General features: G+C 50.2%; 15 protein-coding genes and 1 pseudogene. 10 read left to right on the forward strand and 6 right to left on the reverse strand.

The window, feature by feature from the left end; translation table 11 throughout:
- The first annotated feature begins 4 nt into the window (after window positions 1-4).
- Window positions 5-463: an NfeD family protein gene (locus KDX31_01370; protein UTW03720.1), complete on the forward strand. Its 459-nt coding sequence runs from the start codon at window positions 5-7 to the stop codon at window positions 461-463.
- A 13-nt stretch (window positions 464-476) separates the two neighbouring features.
- Here KDX31_01370 and KDX31_01375 read toward each other — a convergent pair whose 3' ends face one another.
- The 3 genes from KDX31_01375 to KDX31_01385 form a co-directional block, all read right to left on the reverse strand.
- Window positions 477-1295, reverse strand: a complete 819-nt coding sequence (locus KDX31_01375) for a putative DNA-binding domain-containing protein (protein UTW03721.1) — start codon at window positions 1293-1295, stop codon at window positions 477-479.
- A complete protein-coding gene (locus KDX31_01380) occupies window positions 1292-2155 on the reverse strand; it encodes a DUF692 domain-containing protein (GenBank protein ID UTW03722.1) in 864 nt (287 codons plus the stop codon). The genes KDX31_01375 and KDX31_01380 overlap by 4 nt, the downstream gene beginning before the upstream one ends.
- A 76-nt stretch (window positions 2156-2231) precedes the next feature.
- On the reverse strand, window positions 2232-2693 hold the full coding sequence (locus tag KDX31_01385) for a hypothetical protein (protein UTW05465.1): 462 nt from the start codon (window positions 2691-2693) through the stop codon (window positions 2232-2234).
- A 331-nt stretch (window positions 2694-3024) separates the two neighbouring features.
- On the opposite strand from KDX31_01385, the gene KDX31_01390 reads away from it, so the two are divergent.
- The 4 genes from KDX31_01390 (at window position 3025) to KDX31_01405 (ending at window position 8873) form a co-directional block, all read left to right on the forward strand.
- Window positions 3025-3996: a hypothetical protein gene (locus KDX31_01390; GenBank protein UTW03723.1), complete on the forward strand. Its 972-nt coding sequence runs from the start codon at window positions 3025-3027 to the stop codon at window positions 3994-3996.
- A 106-nt stretch (window positions 3997-4102) separates the two neighbouring features.
- Window positions 4103-4639 carry a sel1 repeat family protein gene (locus KDX31_01395; protein UTW03724.1) on the forward strand — a complete coding sequence of 179 codons (537 nt, stop codon included), beginning with the start codon at window positions 4103-4105 and terminating at the stop codon, window positions 4637-4639.
- 56 nt (window positions 4640-4695) lie between these two features.
- Window positions 4696-5823 (forward strand): efflux RND transporter periplasmic adaptor subunit, encoded by a 1128-nt coding sequence (locus KDX31_01400; protein UTW03725.1) that lies wholly within the window; start codon window positions 4696-4698, stop codon window positions 5821-5823.
- Complete coding sequence (locus KDX31_01405) at window positions 5820-8873, forward strand: efflux RND transporter permease subunit (protein UTW03726.1); 3054 nt, start codon at window positions 5820-5822, stop codon at window positions 8871-8873. Before KDX31_01400 ends, KDX31_01405 begins: the two co-directional genes overlap by 4 nt.
- A 23-nt stretch (window positions 8874-8896) precedes the next feature.
- Here the strand turns inward: KDX31_01405 and KDX31_01410 are convergent, their stop codons facing one another.
- The 3 genes from KDX31_01410 to KDX31_01420 form a co-directional block, all read right to left on the reverse strand.
- Complete coding sequence (locus tag KDX31_01410) at window positions 8897-11317, reverse strand: EAL domain-containing protein (GenBank protein UTW05254.1); 2421 nt, start codon at window positions 11315-11317, stop codon at window positions 8897-8899.
- A 54-nt stretch (window positions 11318-11371) separates the two neighbouring features.
- A complete protein-coding gene (locus KDX31_01415) occupies window positions 11372-12118 on the reverse strand; it encodes a transporter substrate-binding domain-containing protein (protein UTW03727.1) in 747 nt (248 codons plus the stop codon).
- A gap of 259 nt (window positions 12119-12377) precedes the next feature.
- Complete coding sequence (locus KDX31_01420; protein UTW03728.1) at window positions 12378-12749, reverse strand: YacL family protein; 372 nt, start codon at window positions 12747-12749, stop codon at window positions 12378-12380.
- Window positions 12750-13067: 318 nt separating this feature from the next.
- On the opposite strand from KDX31_01420, the gene KDX31_01425 reads away from it, so the two are divergent.
- From KDX31_01425 to KDX31_01445, 5 genes and pseudogenes are all read left to right on the forward strand, one after another.
- Window positions 13068-14045: a sensor domain-containing diguanylate cyclase gene (locus KDX31_01425; protein ID UTW03729.1), complete on the forward strand. Its 978-nt coding sequence runs from the start codon at window positions 13068-13070 to the stop codon at window positions 14043-14045.
- A gap of 106 nt (window positions 14046-14151) precedes the next feature.
- Window positions 14152-14961 (forward strand): hypothetical protein, encoded by an 810-nt coding sequence (locus tag KDX31_01430; protein ID UTW03730.1) that lies wholly within the window; start codon window positions 14152-14154, stop codon window positions 14959-14961.
- A gap of 110 nt (window positions 14962-15071) precedes the next feature.
- Window positions 15072-16019: pseudogene (locus KDX31_01435) on the forward strand (sensor domain-containing diguanylate cyclase).
- 272 nt (window positions 16020-16291) lie between these two features.
- The gene (locus KDX31_01440; protein UTW03731.1) at window positions 16292-16819 is read left to right on the forward strand and encodes a DUF1097 domain-containing protein; all 528 of its coding nucleotides are present in this window, start codon (window positions 16292-16294) and stop codon (window positions 16817-16819) included.
- A 198-nt stretch (window positions 16820-17017) separates the two neighbouring features.
- Window positions 17018-17887, forward strand: coding sequence for an AraC family transcriptional regulator (locus KDX31_01445; GenBank protein UTW03732.1), 870 nt, complete (start codon window positions 17018-17020; stop codon window positions 17885-17887).
- Window positions 17888-17965: the final 78 nt, after the last annotated feature.

Here is a 17965-nt window from a genome sequence, read left to right on the forward strand (position 1 = left end):
AAGCATGACAGACTGGTTTGACGTACTCACCCAGTGGCACTGGCTGACACTGGGGATATTGCTGCTGATACTGGAAGTGATCGGAGCATCAGGTTTTCTGCTGGGGCTAGCGATAGCCAGCCTGGTGATTGCAGCCGCTGTCGGACTGGATCTGGTGTCCAGCTGGCAGTTTCAGTTACTCTGGTTTGCCCTGTTGGCCATTATTTTTACGGTGCTTTACTGGCGCATCTTCCGCAACTTTAACCGCCGATCCGATGAGCCGCTGATGAATGACCGGGCGGCGCAGCTGATCGGTCGGAAGTTTCAGCTGGAACAGGATCTGGACAATGGCCAGGGGCGCGTCCGCGTGGGCGATACCCTGTGGAAAGCCGAGGCCGACACCGTGCTGACCGCCGGTACCCGGGTGGAGGTGTATGGCAGTGAGGGGATGATACTGAAAATTCGTCCGCTGGCGGATAGCTGAGCCGGCGCCTTTGTTACGTTAGCTGCAGATCGGGCTGCTCTCTCTGAACGCTGAGCTGGCTGATCCAGCCTAGCTGCAGCCAGTGTAGCAGTACCGTCAGCAGTTCATTTGCTGCACTTTCCTCACTGACCAGAGCCGCAGTCAGTTCTGCGGCGCTGCTGAAATTATCGCCCTCAAGAAAGCCGCTCAGCAGTGTCCTTTCCAGTGAATCAACCGAGCGAAACTCAGTCAGTCGTTCCCGGTTTCGCCAGGCAACCCAGCAGGTTAGGCGTTGTAGCGGCTCGGGTGGGGCCTGTTCGGCCTTGAGTGCCTGCCAGATTTCCACCGCATTAGTGTCAGAGGTAAACAGTTGCAGGCTGGGATGAAACCTTAGCGTCATCTGTGGCCACTTTTCCGCGGCTATCTGTTGCAATGTTTCTACTGATGCGGTGTCCCGGTCCGGCGCATCGAAGGATGACAATAAACACCGTTCAAACCGTGCCAGCTCGGCGATGTGAGGATGCTGACTGAAAAAATCATCGCGCTGCAGATAATCCGGCAGCGGATCACAATAGTGACGTAGCGAACGGAATTTACTCGGTATCGCTGCGATATATCCGTCAACCATCTGTTCAAACAGGTCATCACCCAGATAGCTTCCCAACACCGGATGATCGTTATCGATCACCTCCCGAAGGCGCAGCCGATAGCCGCTCTGATAGATAGACAGGCGTTGCTGGGCATTGAGGTTATGATCGCCCGTGATATGATCGGTAATCGCCGGGTTTCCCGTCAGTAGTGCCGCCATCATCTGTTGCTGGCGCAGCTGTAGTGTGGTGCTTGAGTTGCTCATCTAACCTCCAGCTCAGAGACCGGCTTGCGAAGGGGGTGACCAGGCAGTATCCCGGCGGCAATATCACGGGCGATCTGTAGCTCTGCCACTAACTGATCCAGCGGTGGGATATTATCATCCCGTTCGATCATCGTGCTGACGGCACCGAAGCGCTGCAGGGCCAGGCGATACAGTTCCCAGACCGGGTCGCATATATCATGATCATGGGTATCAATCACATGAGTGCCATAGTCGCTGTGACCCGCCAGGTGAAACTGACGTACCCGCTCCGGATTGATAGAGTTCAGGTAGGTTTCGGCGTCAAAGTTGTGATTACGCGAACTGACATAGATGTTGTTAATATCGAGCAGCATCAGGCAATCGGCCCTTTCAACCACTTCACTGTAAAACTCCCACTCGGACATGGCTGACTCTGTATAGCTGATATAACTGGACACATTTTCCAGTAGTAACTGCCTGCCCAGTGTCTCCTGAACCTGTATTATCCGTCCGGCGATATGGTTGATCGCCTCCTCGGTATAGGGCATCGGCAGCAGGTCATGGCTATTGATGCCATCCAGCCCGGTCCAGCACAGGTGATCAGAGATCCACTGGGGTTGCACCTCATTGGCCAGTAGTTTCAGGCGTTGCAGATAATCTCTATCCAGCGGCTCAGTAGAGCCGATCGACATCGACACGCCATGCATCACCATCGGGTATTGCTCGCGAATGGCGTGCAGGTAGTATTTAGGCTTGCCTCCGGCAACCATGAAGTTTTCTGAGATAATCTCAAACCAGTCGACATCCGGGCGGGTTTCCAGCACATCATTAAAGTGCTGGGTTCTCAGCCCCAGGCCAAAGCCCAGAAAGTGATCGTTCATGGCAACTCCATCAGGTAAATAGAAACGCCCCAGACTGGTTGGAAGGGGCGTCAGGCAAAGCGTTTAGCCGCAGTCCTTACTTGGTTGTACCGCCAATATCCGCGCAGGACTTAGCTGTAGTCATAACAAAACCGGTACCTTTGCAGGACCCCATCCCTTTACAGGCATTATCCGCAGTTTTGCAGTCATTGTGTCCTTTACAGACGTTCACACCAAAGCACTGGGTAAGCTCTGCTTTAGCAATCTGGGCACGCCAGTCATCTCTGACAGTACCGCCAGCATCTTTACAGGCTTTAATTGGCATCGCAACAAAACCCTGTCCTTTACAAGATCCCATCCCTTTGCAGGCATTATTCGCTGTTTTACAGTCGTTATGCCCCTTACAGCTGTTTACCCCATAGCAATGTCCAAGCTCTACAGTATCGGTTGGTGCGGCGGTGGAAGAGCTGGCTGCATTCGCACCCATACATCCGGCCAGACCTGCTGCCGCCATTGCGATAGCGGCTCCGGAAAGCTTGGTTTTCATGTTTGTTATCATTGTTATTCTTCCTTTGGTTTTGTGGTGGCCTCCTGCCTTTTCAGGCTGATCAGACGTTGCTGATCGCGGAGGCCCGTAAAAATGCCCCTAAAGTGCAGTAATCAAGTAAGCCTTTAGCGGATGCGCGACCAGTATTTATGATGAACTTGAAATGAACCTGAAAATTCATGGCTGCTTTATGAATCAGGGAAAAATTTTACAAAGCTGGAGGTGTTTGTAATGCTAAGCCGTTAAACTTCCCGGAAAATCAATGAGAAATAACGGATTCCGGGAAACCCTGTGACTATTTGTGGGTCTTATAAAATCGAATTCAGAGAAACTGGCAAACCCGATGCACGCTTCAGAACCTGACAAACAGATAACCGGTGTCGCTCTGCAGGAGGCGATTCAAAAGGCGGTTGTCAGCGGTATTCGCCGATATTTTGAGAGCTGTCGCGGACGGGTGCCCGGATTTATCAAACGGCACTTTAGCTATCCGGCGGCGTTAACAACCAATCGGGTAGCGTTTGGTTTTGATGTGTTACGGGCCCCGGTTAATCTGTTCTGGGCGCCACTGTTTGCACTGGTCAGTATGATCCGCTTTTTGGTCGGGCGTTCCTCACGGCTGGGATGGTTGCATCGCATGTTAGGGCGTTTTCCGGCGGGGTTTACCACCCGGGTGCAGACGCATATCAGTGAGTTGGTGCTCAGCGACCTGTTACAGCATGATCAGCCCCATGCCTCACTGAGCTGGTTTGTCACGGAAGAGTTGAGATCTCTGTATCAGCAGCAAGAGATGAATAGCGCAACTATCGAAAATTTTCATGCTCGCATGGAACCGGTCGTAGAGGAAGCGCTGACTCAGTATCGCATCACCCGGACCGCTTCGGCGGATATCACTAATACACTTTCCTGTACCGTGCTCGGCGCCTTCGCTTTTCAGAAATTCACCCCGGGAGGCATCGGTATTGCGCTGATGCTGGCGACGGTTGTCAGTACCCAGCTGGCCGCCAGTGACTTTTTCTTAGGCGAGACCTTAGGCAACCTGTACTACAGTGTGTTTCCGCCATCCCCCTCCATCGGCGTTACGCTGGCCACGATTGCCGGGGTGTTGTCGTTATTGTCGGCCTGTGCGGCGTTGTCGGGTATTATCTCCGATCCGTTTCAGGCCGCTACCGGACTGCATCGCTATCGGCTTAATAAAATGTTGAACCATATGGAGCAGGATATGCTGCGCCAGAGTGGCAATAGCTTTCGCCCGAAAGACCAGTATGTCGCGCGTATTATGGAGTGCTTCGACCTGATTCGGTCTGGGTTGCTTTAAGTTATATTCAAAGGTGCTGTGCGGTTTCGTTCAGTGTTCTATTATTGAGGACAGGAAATGGATAAACACCGTTTCTAAAAAAGAAGAAATCGGGGGAGGGATGGCTATGTCTTTTAAAGCAGCAATAAAGCTAATGGCGGTTGTGATATTTCCCCCAGTGTTATTTGGTTGTGCAGGCGCTGTGGTTGAAAGTGCCCGTATGACTAACGATGCCGTCACACGGGATAATTATTTATCCGCAGCGCTGGAGGGCGATGCCGAAGCTCAATATCTGGTGGGTAAGTCCTTCTGTTGTGCCCCGAGCAATGACGCAGAGAGTTTTTATAATAATCGTAAAGCGACAGATTTTCTCTGCCGGGCTGCCCGGCAGAAGTACCCGGCAGCGGCATTTGAAGTGGCTAAAATACATTCAGGGGATACCGTAGAGGGTGTGCGCTTGCTTCGACGAACGGCAAATTTTGTGCGCGGCGATAATTTAGATAACAAGGTTATCGCCTACTACTGGTATAGCCAGGCAGCACAGCATGGCTATGCAGAAGCCGCCGACCTTTTGAATCAGTTGGAAAAGCAAGATACTTCTCAGTTTAGTAGTCCAATGACAGCACCTTGTACCATTGATGAAGTTTATGGTGTTAAACAGTGATTCGTTTGTCGACTCTATACGTCCTTATTAAAACCCAATTACGGAAAGTCATTGCCATGACCGGAAAAAATGATCAGTCGCATTATCATCTGAAGCATCGGTTTTTTAATCGAATTACACGGGTGTCAGGCATCTCGGTACTGATTTTTTTTCTCGCCGCCTGTGACTCCTCGCGAGAGAGTGCTGCAACAGTGCCGCCGCTGCGCTTGGTTAAAGTGCTTGAGATTTCAGAACCTGTCCAGTATCAGTATAAAGAGTTTCCAGGTGTGGTGGATGCAGTGCAAAAAGCGGATCTGGCATTCCGGGTGTCGGGTAAACTGGATACATTACGGGTTAAGGAAGGGGATATTGTCGCCAAAGATCAGTTGCTGGCACAGCTGGACGACCGGGATTACCGTATTCAGCTGAACAGTCGTGAGGCGGAATATAAACAAGTCCATGCGGATTATCTGCGTGCCCGTAAGCTGGTTGATCGCGGTGCGATCTCCCGGTCAGACTTTAATAAGCTTCAGGCGCAGAACAGTACGGCGCAAGCGAATCTGGCTACAGCAAAACAAACCCTCGGGTATACCTCTCTGACGGCTCCTTTCTCAGGCCGCATCGCCAAACGATATGTTGAAAACTTCGAAGAGATATCTGCCATGCAGCCAATTCTTTTACTGCAGGACACTTCATCTCTGACTATAAAAGTGAATCTGCCGTCCAGCCTGATGATTAAGCTGCATCAGGATGCTCAGCCTGAGATCAACGCATTTTTCGATACAATTCCAGGGCAAAAGTTCCCATTAAAGCCCCTGGAAATATCCACACAGGCAGATGAGGCAACCAATACTTATCAGGTCACTCTGAGTATGGAGGCGGTGGAGGGATACAATATTTTACCCGGGATGTCCGTGACGGTACGTGGACGCCGTGATATTGACAAAGAGAGGGAACAAGGCTCATTTTATCTGCCAGCTCAGGCTGTTTTGGGTGACGAACAGGGGCGCTATGTTTATCTGGCGATTCCGGCAGGAGAGGGGTTGGCAACCGTTGAAAGGCGTAACGTCGAGACCGGCAGGCTTTCGCAGAGGGGGGTGCAAATTTTATCTGGAGTGAATGCGGGAGAAGCGCTGATTGTTGCGGGTATGAGTAAGATGTATCCCGGTCTGGAGGTTCGTCTGAGTAAGGAGAGTTCACTTTGAATGTGACTCGGCTTGCGATTGAGAATAATCGCACCAGCATTATGATACTGCTGGTTATTCTGGTGGTTGGAATTTCGACGTTTCTGTCTATGCCCAGGGCCTACGACCCTGGGTTTGTCATGCGTACCGCTCAGGTAATTACTTACTTTCCGGGAGCCAGTCCTGAACGGGTTGAACAACTGGTATCCAGCAAACTGGAAGATGTGGTTAAGGAGATGCCCGAGCTGGACTTCGTTAAAACCGAATCCCGTACCGGTATCTCTATTACGCTGGTGAATATTCGGGAAAGTTATAAAAATATGCGGCCTATCTGGGACAAGTTACGCCGCAAGATTGACGATGTGGCAGGTGATATGCCCGAGGGCGTCAGAGGTCCTTTTGTCAATGATGAGTTTGGCGATGTGTTTGGCGTGGTGTTGTCTCTCAGTGGAGAAGGATTCAGCTATGCGGAGATAAATGATATCGCGGAAAATGTGCAGGATGAACTGCAACGACTGCCTGATGTCGCTAAAGTTGAGATCTATGGCGCTCAGGAAGAACGTATATATGTTGAATACGATAATGCTCGTCTGGCAGAACTAGGGTTATCCCCCAACCAGCTTGAACAGCTTCTTTCAGCCCGCAATATTGTGATCTCCGGCGGCTCTTTTGTTCTCGGTGATGAGCGGATATCGCTTGAGCCGAGTGGCAATTTTGAATCCATCTCTGATATTGAAAATACGGTGATCCGATTGCCGAATTCTTCGCGTATTTTCTACCTTAAGGATATAGCGCATATCTATCGTGATTACGTAGATCCTCCCGGCTCTCTGGTACACAGTTCGGGTAAACGGGCTTTGGCACTGGCGATCTCTATGCGTGAAGGTGGCAATAATATTGCACTGGGGGAACAGGTAGACGAAGCGATGCAACGGATGGATCGTATCTATCCCTGGGGTGTTGATTTCGAACGGGTTAGTTTTTCACCGGCCGAGGTTGAGAAAAAAGTAAACGACTTCGTCAGTAATCTGCTGCAGGCTATCGCCGTGGTTACTGTTGTAATGCTGATCAGCCTGGGATTGCGCACCGGCTTAGTGGTAGCGGCACTGATCCCTCTGGCGATGTTGACCGCGTTTATTGTTATGAGCGGATTGGACATAGGGTTGGATCAGATTTCGCTGGCGGCCTTGATTATTGCTCTGGGAATGCTGGTGGATAACGGCATCGTCATGAGTGAAAGTATCATGGTGCAGATGCAGCAGGGTAAATCTTCGTTGGAGGCTGCGATAGATTCCGCAGGTGAACTCAGGATACCTCTGCTAACCGCTTCACTCACCACCGCGGCCGCATTTCTGCCGATCTATCTGGCTGAGTCCAGTGTAGGGGAGTTTACCGCCTCTTTATTTAAGGTTGTGACTATCACCCTGCTGTGTTCCTGGATCATATCGCTAACCCTTATTCCGATGCTCTGTGTATATTTTCTTAAAGTAGCCCCCAGAAAAGACTCATTTGATAGTCGTTTTTACCGGGGTTACAGGCGTCTGTTGGACTGGATGCTTAATAACAGAGCGCTCACGCTGGGAGTCACTGCGGCGATATTTGTACTATCAATGAACGCTTTTGGCTATCTGCCAAAGGTGTTTTTCCCACCCTCTGATCGCGCGTATTTCAAAGTAGAAATGGAACTGCCTACAGGCACTAGTATTGCTAAAACGACCCGGGTCGTAAGTGATGTTGAATCCTTTCTGAGTGCAAACTGGAAAGTCGATGAGCAACGCAGTGAGGGGGTGACAAACTGGGTCAGTTATATCGGCAATGCCGGCCCCAGATTTATTCTGGCTCATAATCCAAAACCGTCAAATTCAGGATATGCGCTGATGGTTATCAATGTAAACGCGCTGTCTCAGATCGAGTCGATAATGGCCTCGTTGAAAGCCTACGCGCTGGATCGTCATCCTGACCTGGATGTCAAAACCAGGCTGATCGAGAACGGCCCTGCTATTGATAATCCGGTAGAGGTGAGGCTTTCAGGTAAAGATTCAGTGAGTCTGTTTGCCGCGATGAGTGATTTAAAACAGCAGATGGCAGGGATGGCAGGCTTAACTAACATAAAAGATGACTGGGGCCAGCGGATTAAAAAGCTCAATATTCAGATTAATCAGGCCCGGGCTCTGAGTGCCGGTGTCACCAGTCAGGATATTGCGGTTTCTCTGCAGACCAGTCTGGACGGAATGCAATTGACCGAATACCGAGAAGGCGAAGATGTGATTCCCGTTCTTCTGCGTTCTGGGGTGGCTACTCAACAAGATATTACCAAGCTCGAGGGACTGTCGGTTTATATTCAATCGTCCGGGCAATCCCTGCCGCTGACTCAGGTTGCGGATATCAATGTTGTATGGGACCTGTCTAAGGTGATACGCCGTGATGGATTACGAACAATATCGATAGGCGCTCAGCTGCAGCCGGGTGTGACTGCCGCTGAAAAGTTTGCTGAATTGAAACCCTGGTTGCAGCAGCAGGAATCGGTCTGGGATAACTCCGTTAGTTATGAGTTTGGTGGTGAGCAGGAAACCTCGGGCAAGTCTAATGCCTCTATTGTTGAGAAATTACCGATTGCCGGTTTTATTATTCTGATCCTGTTGGTGGCCCAGTTTAATTCTATGCGCAAAGCATTGATTATACTGATCACTATTCCGCTCGGGCTCATTGGTGTCGCACTGGGGTTGCTGGTGGCGAATTCCTTCTTTGGTTTTATGACATTTCTGGGAATTATCTCACTGGCGGGAATTGTGATTAACAATGCGATTGTGCTGCTGGAGCGGATAAATATAGAACTTGAAGCGGGATTGCCTCACCCTGAAGCGATTATTTCGGCCGCTCAGCAACGAGCCCGGCCGATATTACTTACCACTGCTACCACTGTACTTGGCTTAATACCTCTCTACCTTGGAGGAGGAGAGATGTGGGAGCCGATGGCGGTTGCGATTATGGGAGGGCTTCTGGTTTCAACATTCTTGACCCTGGGAGTCGTGCCCGTGATGTATGCCGCGCTGTATCGGGTGAAAGGTTAAGCGAAATGCTATCAGTTGTTAATTCAGGCGATTGTGGTTTTATTGGCGGCCTGCAGCTTCTGGTAGAACAACGTTGCATTGATGGGCTTGGAAAACAGATAACCCTGGAAGCAGTTGCAGCCCAACTCCATCAGTGCGCTTCTTTCACTCAGGGTTTCAACCCCTTCAGCGATAACGGTAAGGTTAAGCCGGTCGGCGGTGGCGATGATCACTTCGACAATGGCTGCCAGTTCCGAAGAGGGGCACAGGCCGGTGACAAAGGAACGATCAATCTTAAGTATATCCAGTGGCAGGTAGTGCAGGTATCGGAGTGATGAATAGCCGGTGCCAAAGTCGTCGATAGCAAATGAGATCCCCCGTTTTTTGAGCAGTTTCATCTTGTTGCCGGCAATCTCAAAGTTATTCAGCAGCATGTTCTCCGTGATCTCTAATTCAATCAGCAGGCCCGGGATCTTAGTCTGATCCAGCATTTGCAGTACGCGATCCACAAAATCGACCTGCATAAACTGCAACGGACTGATATTAATGGCCAGGCGCTTGAATGATTCCGGCAGCCCCTGTTCGCGCCAGCTTGCCAGTTGTTTGAACGCCTGCAACAAGACCCAGTTGCCAATCTCTACAATCTGGCCACTCTCTTCGGCTATCTGAATAAAATTTCCCGGCATAATAATGCCTGTGTCCGGGTGTCTCCAGCGCAGCAGGGCTTCGGCCCCGAGTATCTGATCATGGCTGTCGACCTGTGGTTGAAACCATAACTCAAATTCATTGTTCTTGAGTGCCTGATGCAGCCCTTTTTCCACTTCAAGCCTTTCCTGTGCCGAGGATTGCATCTCCGGATCGAAAAACTGAAAACTGTTACGCCCCAATGTTTTGACACGATAGAGCGCGGTGTCGGCATGCCGCAGGATATCCACCGCGCTGTGTTTCCTGTCTGGAAAAATGGCAATGCCGATGCTGGTGCTACAGAACAACTGATGGTTATCCACATCAAACGGGATTTTCAGCTCTTCCAGGGTTTGCAGGGCACAGTTGGCGGCGATCTCTGCACAGATTTCAGCTGAACTCCCGGTATCGGGCAGCAGTGCGACAAACTCATCCCCACCAAACCGGGCACAGGTGGCGTTTTCTGGTAGTATCCGGGTCAGTCGCTTGGCGACCTCACAGAGGATCGCATCACCGATTGCATGTCCCAGCGAATCATTGATGGTTTTAAAACGATCCAGATCCATATACAACACCGCCCCGTAGCGCTGATTGTCCTGATGGAACTTCATCGCGGTATTTAAACGGTCGATAAACAGCCGGCGGTTAGCCAGTCCGGTCAGGGTGTCAAAAAATGCCAGCTCAAAAATCTGTTTTTCCGCCTCTTTTCTGACCGATATATCCCGGGCCAGAATCAGAATATAGTCTGTATCATCGAGATTCATCCTGATGCAGCGGGCCTCAACGGGGAAAGAGCCGCCCTGAACGCTGATGTGAATATCCTCCATTGTGATAGCCTGTTTCTGTTCAATGGTTGCAAACAGTGCCTGGAGTGCTTCGGTTGAGTAGTTGTTGCTGAATTCAGCCAGGGAGCGGCCGATAAAGAATTGCTCATTGCTTTTGAGCGAATTAGCTGCCTGATGGTTGATCCGGACGATGGAGCTATCCGGCCGACACAGAAACATCGCATCGCCGGCATTATCCATCAGAGAGCGGGAGAAGCGCTCGCTTCTGGAGAGGCGGTCAATCGTGTCGTTGAGTTGATCAGTTTTATCTTTTCTCTCTTCCCAAAGGCGGGCAAAGCTCGAGGCCAGGTCCCCCAGTTCATCGGGTTTATCATAGGGTTGGGGCGGGCAACTCTCAGTTTGTCGCAACTGATTGACCCAGTGGGCAATATCCAGAATGGGTTGCGACAGATAACGATAGATGAGTAGTAAAAAAATAGTCGCCAGGATCAGGCTTGAAATCAGTCCCACGGAAAGGTTTGTCATGGCGCTACGAATATAGTTATTAGCGATATAGGCTGTATCCAGGTCAATAACAAGCCGGGCGTCATCCTGATTAGGCGAGGTAATGATTAATGGTTCTTCTATGTGGCTGCTGGTCTTAAATAGCTGACTCCCCAGTGAGGCTAGCCATGTTTGTCCGACTGGCTTACGGACGCTTTCGGCAAGATTGTCGCCAAAGTCATCGATGATAGCGGCATGGTAAATAAAGGGGGTGGATATCAGCGTTGTGGTGATCTCTTCTGCCTGATCATCATCCAGATTATAGACGGCACGGGCGGCAGACTCTTTATGTAACTGGGTAACCTGTTTGACAGTGAGCTGGAGGCGGTATTTTTCCAGATCAATATTATTATAGATCTGCCAACCGGTAGAGATAGTCCCCAGTATTAAGGAGATGAGTAAAATGGACCTGGCCTGTTTAAAGGCGATCCGATGAATAAATTTAAAACTCAACATTACACCCCCGGCATTGGCAGTCGCGATATTGCCAACCCGTTTAACGTCTGATTAGTTATATTTTTTATAAATCGCATCGAACTCTCCAGACTGTTTAATTTTGTTGAGTCCGGTGTTGAACTGTTCCAGCAGTGTCTGACTGTCAGGGTAGAGTTTACTGAGACAAAGGTGTAAGGGGGTACTCTCAATATCTTCAAATTGGTGGAAGGCAATCTTGTCCCGCAGACCCAGATTTCGGGCATGATATAGCGTTGGCAGTTTGCCGTTATAAAACAGATCAATATTTCGGTACAACACCGAGCGGATGCCGCTGTCTATATCGGGGATGACTGAATGGCGAAGGTTGTGTTGGCTAAGCTGTCGTGACTGCGCCCAGTCGGCAACGGCGACGACTTCATAACCCTGGATATCGGGGAAGTTAACCAGATTGCTGGTATCAAAATCCCTGGCGGTTACGGCTCCCCAGACGTTTTCACTGATCGGCTCGCTAAACAGCATATATGTCTCTCGGATGGAATTTTTGGCGCAGGAGAGGGTGCCGGCAACTCTGCCGTGCTCAATGTTTTTGAGGATGCGTTTCCAGGGGGCTTCGGCGATTATGGCTTCGATACCTACGGCGGCGAGCGCCGCAGTGACCACCTCAACATCAATCCCGCGAATATTGTTTTGCGGGTCAATAATCGTATAGGGGGGGAAATTAACCGTATAAAGCTCTACCTGATTACCGTCGGCAGCGGCGAGGCCGCTCAGGGTTGTCAGCAAAACAGCTAAAATCAATCTGTGAAAAAATGACAACATTCAGATCCCTCTTAAATGTATATAGTTTCTTGTGTTATTTTTATTGGACGCTTATATATTCAGGCCCTTTTTTTGATAAAACAAGACTGTTCTGGTTGAAAAGTGACCAGAATGGGCTGTTCGTGTTACATGCCGATAAGTCTGTACGCGAAAACTAAGCCTTGAGAATAGCCCTATAAGCCGTTTTTCGCGAGTGCTAAGCCGTGAGACATAATACTTTAAAACAGTAAATGATAGTTAACCAAAACCGTCATAGCGCTTACAGCGTGGAAGTAAACTGCTGCCAGCCTTCAAGAATTTCGATAAAGTCATCCAGGCCACAGCTCGCGGTTGACTCCTGATCATAAAACACCAGATTATCGTCCGGTTGTTCCTCTTCAAATTCAGAATCAAGGGCGTGGGCCCGCACGACGGCTTCATCCCGGCTAAGCAGCAGGTTGTATTCCGATCCTTCCATCAGATAGTCCATCCGCTGACGGTTTTGCAGTTCTGAGATGATAGTCAGCAGCTCAGAGATCACCGTCTGACGGCTTCTCAACTCATAGGTCAGCCAATAGCCCAGTGCCTCATGGCCCATGGAAAATTCAGCCCGGAATGCACCGTATATATCGTGGGTGAAATCGTAGTCCACTGTTGTGCTCCGTCAAGGGGGAGTTTTTAATTTGAATGGACGCGGAGCATAGCATAGCTGCGTTGAATAGAGCAGCAGCAGAAGTATTGTTGCTGTTTGTTGACTCAACTCTGGCGCAGAGCACGTTTGAATGCCCGGCGGATGTTAGGACGTCGCATTGAAATAATAGTCGGTTAATATTTATTCAGCCCTCACTTTGGCGACTGAATAGCCTTTTTCTGGTAGAAGTGCGCTATATTCGAGAGATTAAATTCGTTGTACTTAACGTTTCATGTCTCAATCGGGGTCGCCTAGTCGCCCCTTGGATGCAGACGTTTCATGGAGTCAGAAGACGTGATCAATCAAGAAGATGATGTATATAAGACGTTGCTTGAGTCGACCAATGCTATCCCCTGGAAGATAAACTGGGAGACCAAAGCGTTTGAGTATATCGGCCCACAGATTGAGCAGCTGTTGGGTTGGAGTCAGGACAGTTGGGTGTCAGCTCAGGACTGGATCGATCGTATTCATATGGATGAGCGGGATCAGACGGCGCAATACTGTATCAACCTGTGCGAAAAAGGCACCGATCATGAAGCCGATTACCGGGCGCTGACCGCTGATGGTCGTTATGTCTGGGTGCGTGATGTCGTCCATGTGATTCGCAAAAATGATGTGACGACTGAGCTGGTCGGTTTTATGTTTGATATCTCCGAGCGCAAGGCGCTGGAGGAGGAGTTGCAGCGAGCGAATAAAAAGCTGGAAGCGCTCTCCTATCTGGATGGTCTGACCGGGGTTCCCAATCGTCGCCTCTATGACCAGACACTGGCAAGCGAGTGGGCACGGGCACTGCGCTCCGGTAGCTCCCTCTCCCTGATCGTTATCGATATCGATCACTTTAAAGACTACAACGACCAGTGTGGACATATTCAGGGAGATGAATGCCTTAGACAGGTGGCAGAAGCGTTACAGAGTGTTGCGGTACGCTCAACCGACTTCTTTGCCCGTTATGGTGGAGAAGAGTTTGTCTTGTTGCTGCCCGATACCGCCAGGGAGGCCGCCCGTGATATTGCCGAACGTTGCCGTCGCTGTATTCTTGAACTTGCCTTGCCGCATCCGGCGTCGAGTACCGGGCCGTTGCTGACCATCAGCGCCGGAGTTGCCAGTCTGGAACCGCAACCGGGCGATGATTCTACAGAGCTGTTTTCAACCGCTGACCGGATGTTGTATCAGGCGAAACGTAACGGACGCAACCGCTTTGCCTGTAGCTGGCCAATTAAAACAACCGATGGTGAAACAAATCAGGCTGCAGGTTAAACCCGTCTGAAGCAACAATAGGATTGTCATTGCGGTGACCATTGAGGATGGTTTTTTTAGTGCAGGTTTGTTTTAGCGGATGCGCCCGATAGAGAGATGATTATATATGAGTCAACAGGATAAAAGTCTGCTGGAAGAAACCATCGTGCAAAGCGTAGAGCTAACACGCTATGCGGTGAAAGATGGCGAACCGGATACCAGTAAGGTTGTTATGAGCACCGAGGGGGAGATCGCCTTTGTTGAAAAGGGTGTCACCAACTGGGTGATGGATATTGCCTCACCACAGACAATCGCGCCCATGTCACCGGACACACCTCATGTGGTAGTGAATGCACGTTGGTATACCGCCCAGGAAGCGCTGGAAGCGGGTATTGAGGTTGTATATGGTGGTAGCGCCAACAGTTTTGGTTGTATGGGGACACTGCTGGTTCCCGATGGTTTTGAGATTCCAACGGTGACAGCGACCCGGGCAAACGTTAAGTATTATGGTCTTTCACTGGTCGGGACCGGCGAGCATTTTTCGATCTCATCGGCCAAATATCAGACGGCGATGATGCGCTACGATTATGGCAAAGATTATAAGAAAGACTTCCTCATGCAGAAATATGGCGGTGGCGGTATTTTTGTTGAAACCCATGATTTTCCTCATGTACATATTCCGCTTTTTGAGACCTGTGGCGGTTATATCGTGATTGGCAAACAGGCGGAGGGCGCGTATCACTTCACGGCGTTCAGAATCCCCTTTGGCTATGCTCTTATTACCCCTTCAGGCACGATTCATGGTGATGGCACGCTGGTGGGTGAATACGGTCTGACCGTTGCCGATTCAGCGCTGGCCGGCGCTGATACCGTACTGCTCTATAACAAAAATAGTCTGAATATGGCGCTGGGGGTCGTACCTGATTGGCCTGAGTGAGCTATATTGAGTGCTGACTGCTTTAGCAATCACTTTATATTAATTGTTTTTCGGAGTTGGACTGACCTGTTTTCTGAGGTTTCAAGGAGCGTGATAACGTGATCGATGAAGTTGAGGAAGGCATATACAAAACGCTACTTGAATCGACTCAGGCAATCCCATGGAAGATGAATTGGGAAACCAAGGCGTTTGAGTATATTGGCCCGCAGATTGAGCAGTTGTTGGGCTGGTCTCAGGAGAGCTGGGCGACAGCGCAGGACTGGATAGACCGCATCCATGAGGATGAGCGGGAACTGTCAGCCAGCAATTGTATCACCTTAAGCGATAAAGGCTTTGATCACGAAATCGATTACCGGGCACTGACTGCGAATGGCGAGTACGTCTGGGTACGGGATGTTATCCATGTTATTCAGGAAGAGGGGATTACCACATCGCTGATTGGATTTATCTTCGATCTATCCAAGCGCAAGGCGATGGAAGATGAGTTGCAACGGGTTAACAAAAGGCTGGAAGAGCTCTCTTTTCAGGATGCCCTCACCGGTGTTGCCAACTGGCGTCTTTATGATCAGACGCTGGCGCGGGAGTGGGGGCATGCGATGCGCAACGGTTCACCCCTTTCGCTGATCGTTATCGATATCGATATGTTTAAGGAGTATAACGACCATTTTGGCCATCTTCGCGGTGATGAAAGTCTGCAAAGGGTCGCTGAAGCCCTGCAGAAAGTGGTCACCCGTTCGACAGACCTTATCGCCCGCTATGGCGGAGAGGAGTTTGCCCTGTTATTGCCGGATACCAGCCGCAAAGCCACCCTTGATATTGCTGAACGTTGCCGCCGGGAGATTTTCGAACTCTCTATCGCCCATCCCGCTTCGAATGTTGGAACCGTGTTAACCATCAGCGCTGGCGTTGCCTCTATGGTGCCCACCGAGAAGCTTGATCATATATCTCTTTTCGCCACCGCCGACAAGATGTTATATGAGGCGAAACACCGTGGTCGGAACAGGGTTGTTTGCAGCTGGCCGCAGGGAGTGGCTCGCACAAAGGGCGAGAGTGGCTAGGGCGGGCTCGCAAAGAACGCAGTCGCGTCTAACCACTAGCAAGTCACGCAGCGACGTCTAGCCACGGCTCTTATACTTTGTGATGGGACAAAAAACCTCAGGTTTACACGCTGTACTATGATCCCCGTGACTAACATTAAAGTCTTGTTTTTTGAGCCTCTAGTGCAATTTTAATATCTCATCAGAGGGCTAGGATTAAGCCTCCAACTCATTACATCGTGGATATTAATCAGCGGTGTAACTCTGAAAATTAAAATAATCTGGAGTGTTTAATGAAGAATCTTACGGCTTTATCGATCAGTATTAGCCTTCTGGGTGGATTAGCCACGTATCTGGCGATCGGTCCTCTGAATGGTATTTTTCTTATCTGGGCGGTGTTTGTGGCCTGGGGCGCTTTCTTCGCTGTCGGTGGCACGGCGGATGCGATGAAGAATACGATTGTCTGCGGTATTTTTGGTGTTTTTCTGGCGTGGGCGGCAGCACTCATTATTATTAATCTGCCGATGGCCGAGTCGCTGGGATTGCCATTGTGGGCAGGCATCGTGGTTGCTGCAACGGTACTGATTCTGTGTCTGGCGGCCAATATTCCGGCATTGGCAACCATTCCCGCGAGTGTCTTTGGCTATGCGCCGACCTTTGCGTATCTGTTACAGACGTCGGGCACCCTCAGTAATGACGTGTTGCTGGCGGCTAACCTGAGTAACCCACTGTTGCTGATATCGGTTTCAATTATCGTAGGGACTTTGTTCGGGTTCGCGTCAGGACAGCTGGGAGCAAAACTGACAACAGCTGAGGCTTAATCGGGATCAGCGTAAGACTAACAAAGCCCGGCATCGTTGCCGGGCTTTTTACGTTGTTGAAGCACCGGCCAAGCCCCGTTTTTTTTAATACAGCAACCCCGATCAAGATCCATCGCCTCCTGAATGCGAATATACTTCTGCACTGAAGCAGCTGTCTCGAAGAAGCTGTCTCGAAGAAGTTATCCCGAAGGAGAGGCGATGAATGCACAAAGCGCTGTAAAGCAATATCCGCGAATGACGCTGGTCTGTGATTATATCAATCAGAATCTGGATGCAGAGCTGTCGATAGAGCAACTGAGCGGTGTCGCGGCATTGTCGAAGTATCACTTTCATCGACTGTTTTCTGCGTTTACCGGCGTCAGCGTGGTTCGGTTTATTCAGCTGATGCGCTTAAAACGGGCCTCATTCCGGTTAGTGTTTGAACAGGAATTGCGGATCATCGATATCGCGTATGAAGCAGGGTTTGACAGCCCGGAAGCATTTTCCCGGGCATTTAAGCGAACCTTTGGACAATCTCCCCGCAGCTTCAGGGCATCACCTGAGTGGCCCGAATGGCACTCTAAATTCCAGTTTGATATGCCTGCAGGAGGCGTGCTGAAAATGAATGTTGAGATTGTAAATTTTGTCGAAACACCGGTTGCACGGGTTGAACATAAAGGTCCCCGTGAGCAGGTGCTGGAAACGGTGGGGCGGTTTGTCGCCTGGCGTAAAGCGACCGGTCTGTCTCCGGTTAACACCAGTAAAACCTTTGGTGTTCCCTACAATGACCCAAATACCTGCGTGCCGGAAGCGTTCCGTTTCGATGTGTGTGGCTCGTTTGACGGGGAGGTTCCGGCGAATGCTTATGGCGTGAAGTCCGGAGTGATTCCGGGGGGGCGTTGCGCCGTGATTCATCACCGCGGCAGTCACGATAAAATTGATGAGTGTATCTATTATCTATACCGTAACTGGTTGCCCGGTAGCGGCGAAGAGCTGCGGGACTATCCCTGCTTTTTCCAGTATCTGAACTTTATCCATGAAGTCGATGAGTGTGATCTGCTGACCGATATCTACCTGCCATTGAAATAGGCATGACAGTACTGTGTCGAATAAAAAGCCCGGAGACCGGGCTTTGATAAACGAGTCATTCACTTAAGTGCAGATCCC

It is taken from the genome of Amphritea atlantica (genome assembly GCA_024397875.1).
In the GTDB taxonomy this organism is placed as follows: domain Bacteria; phylum Pseudomonadota; class Gammaproteobacteria; order Pseudomonadales; family Balneatricaceae; genus Amphritea; species Amphritea atlantica_B.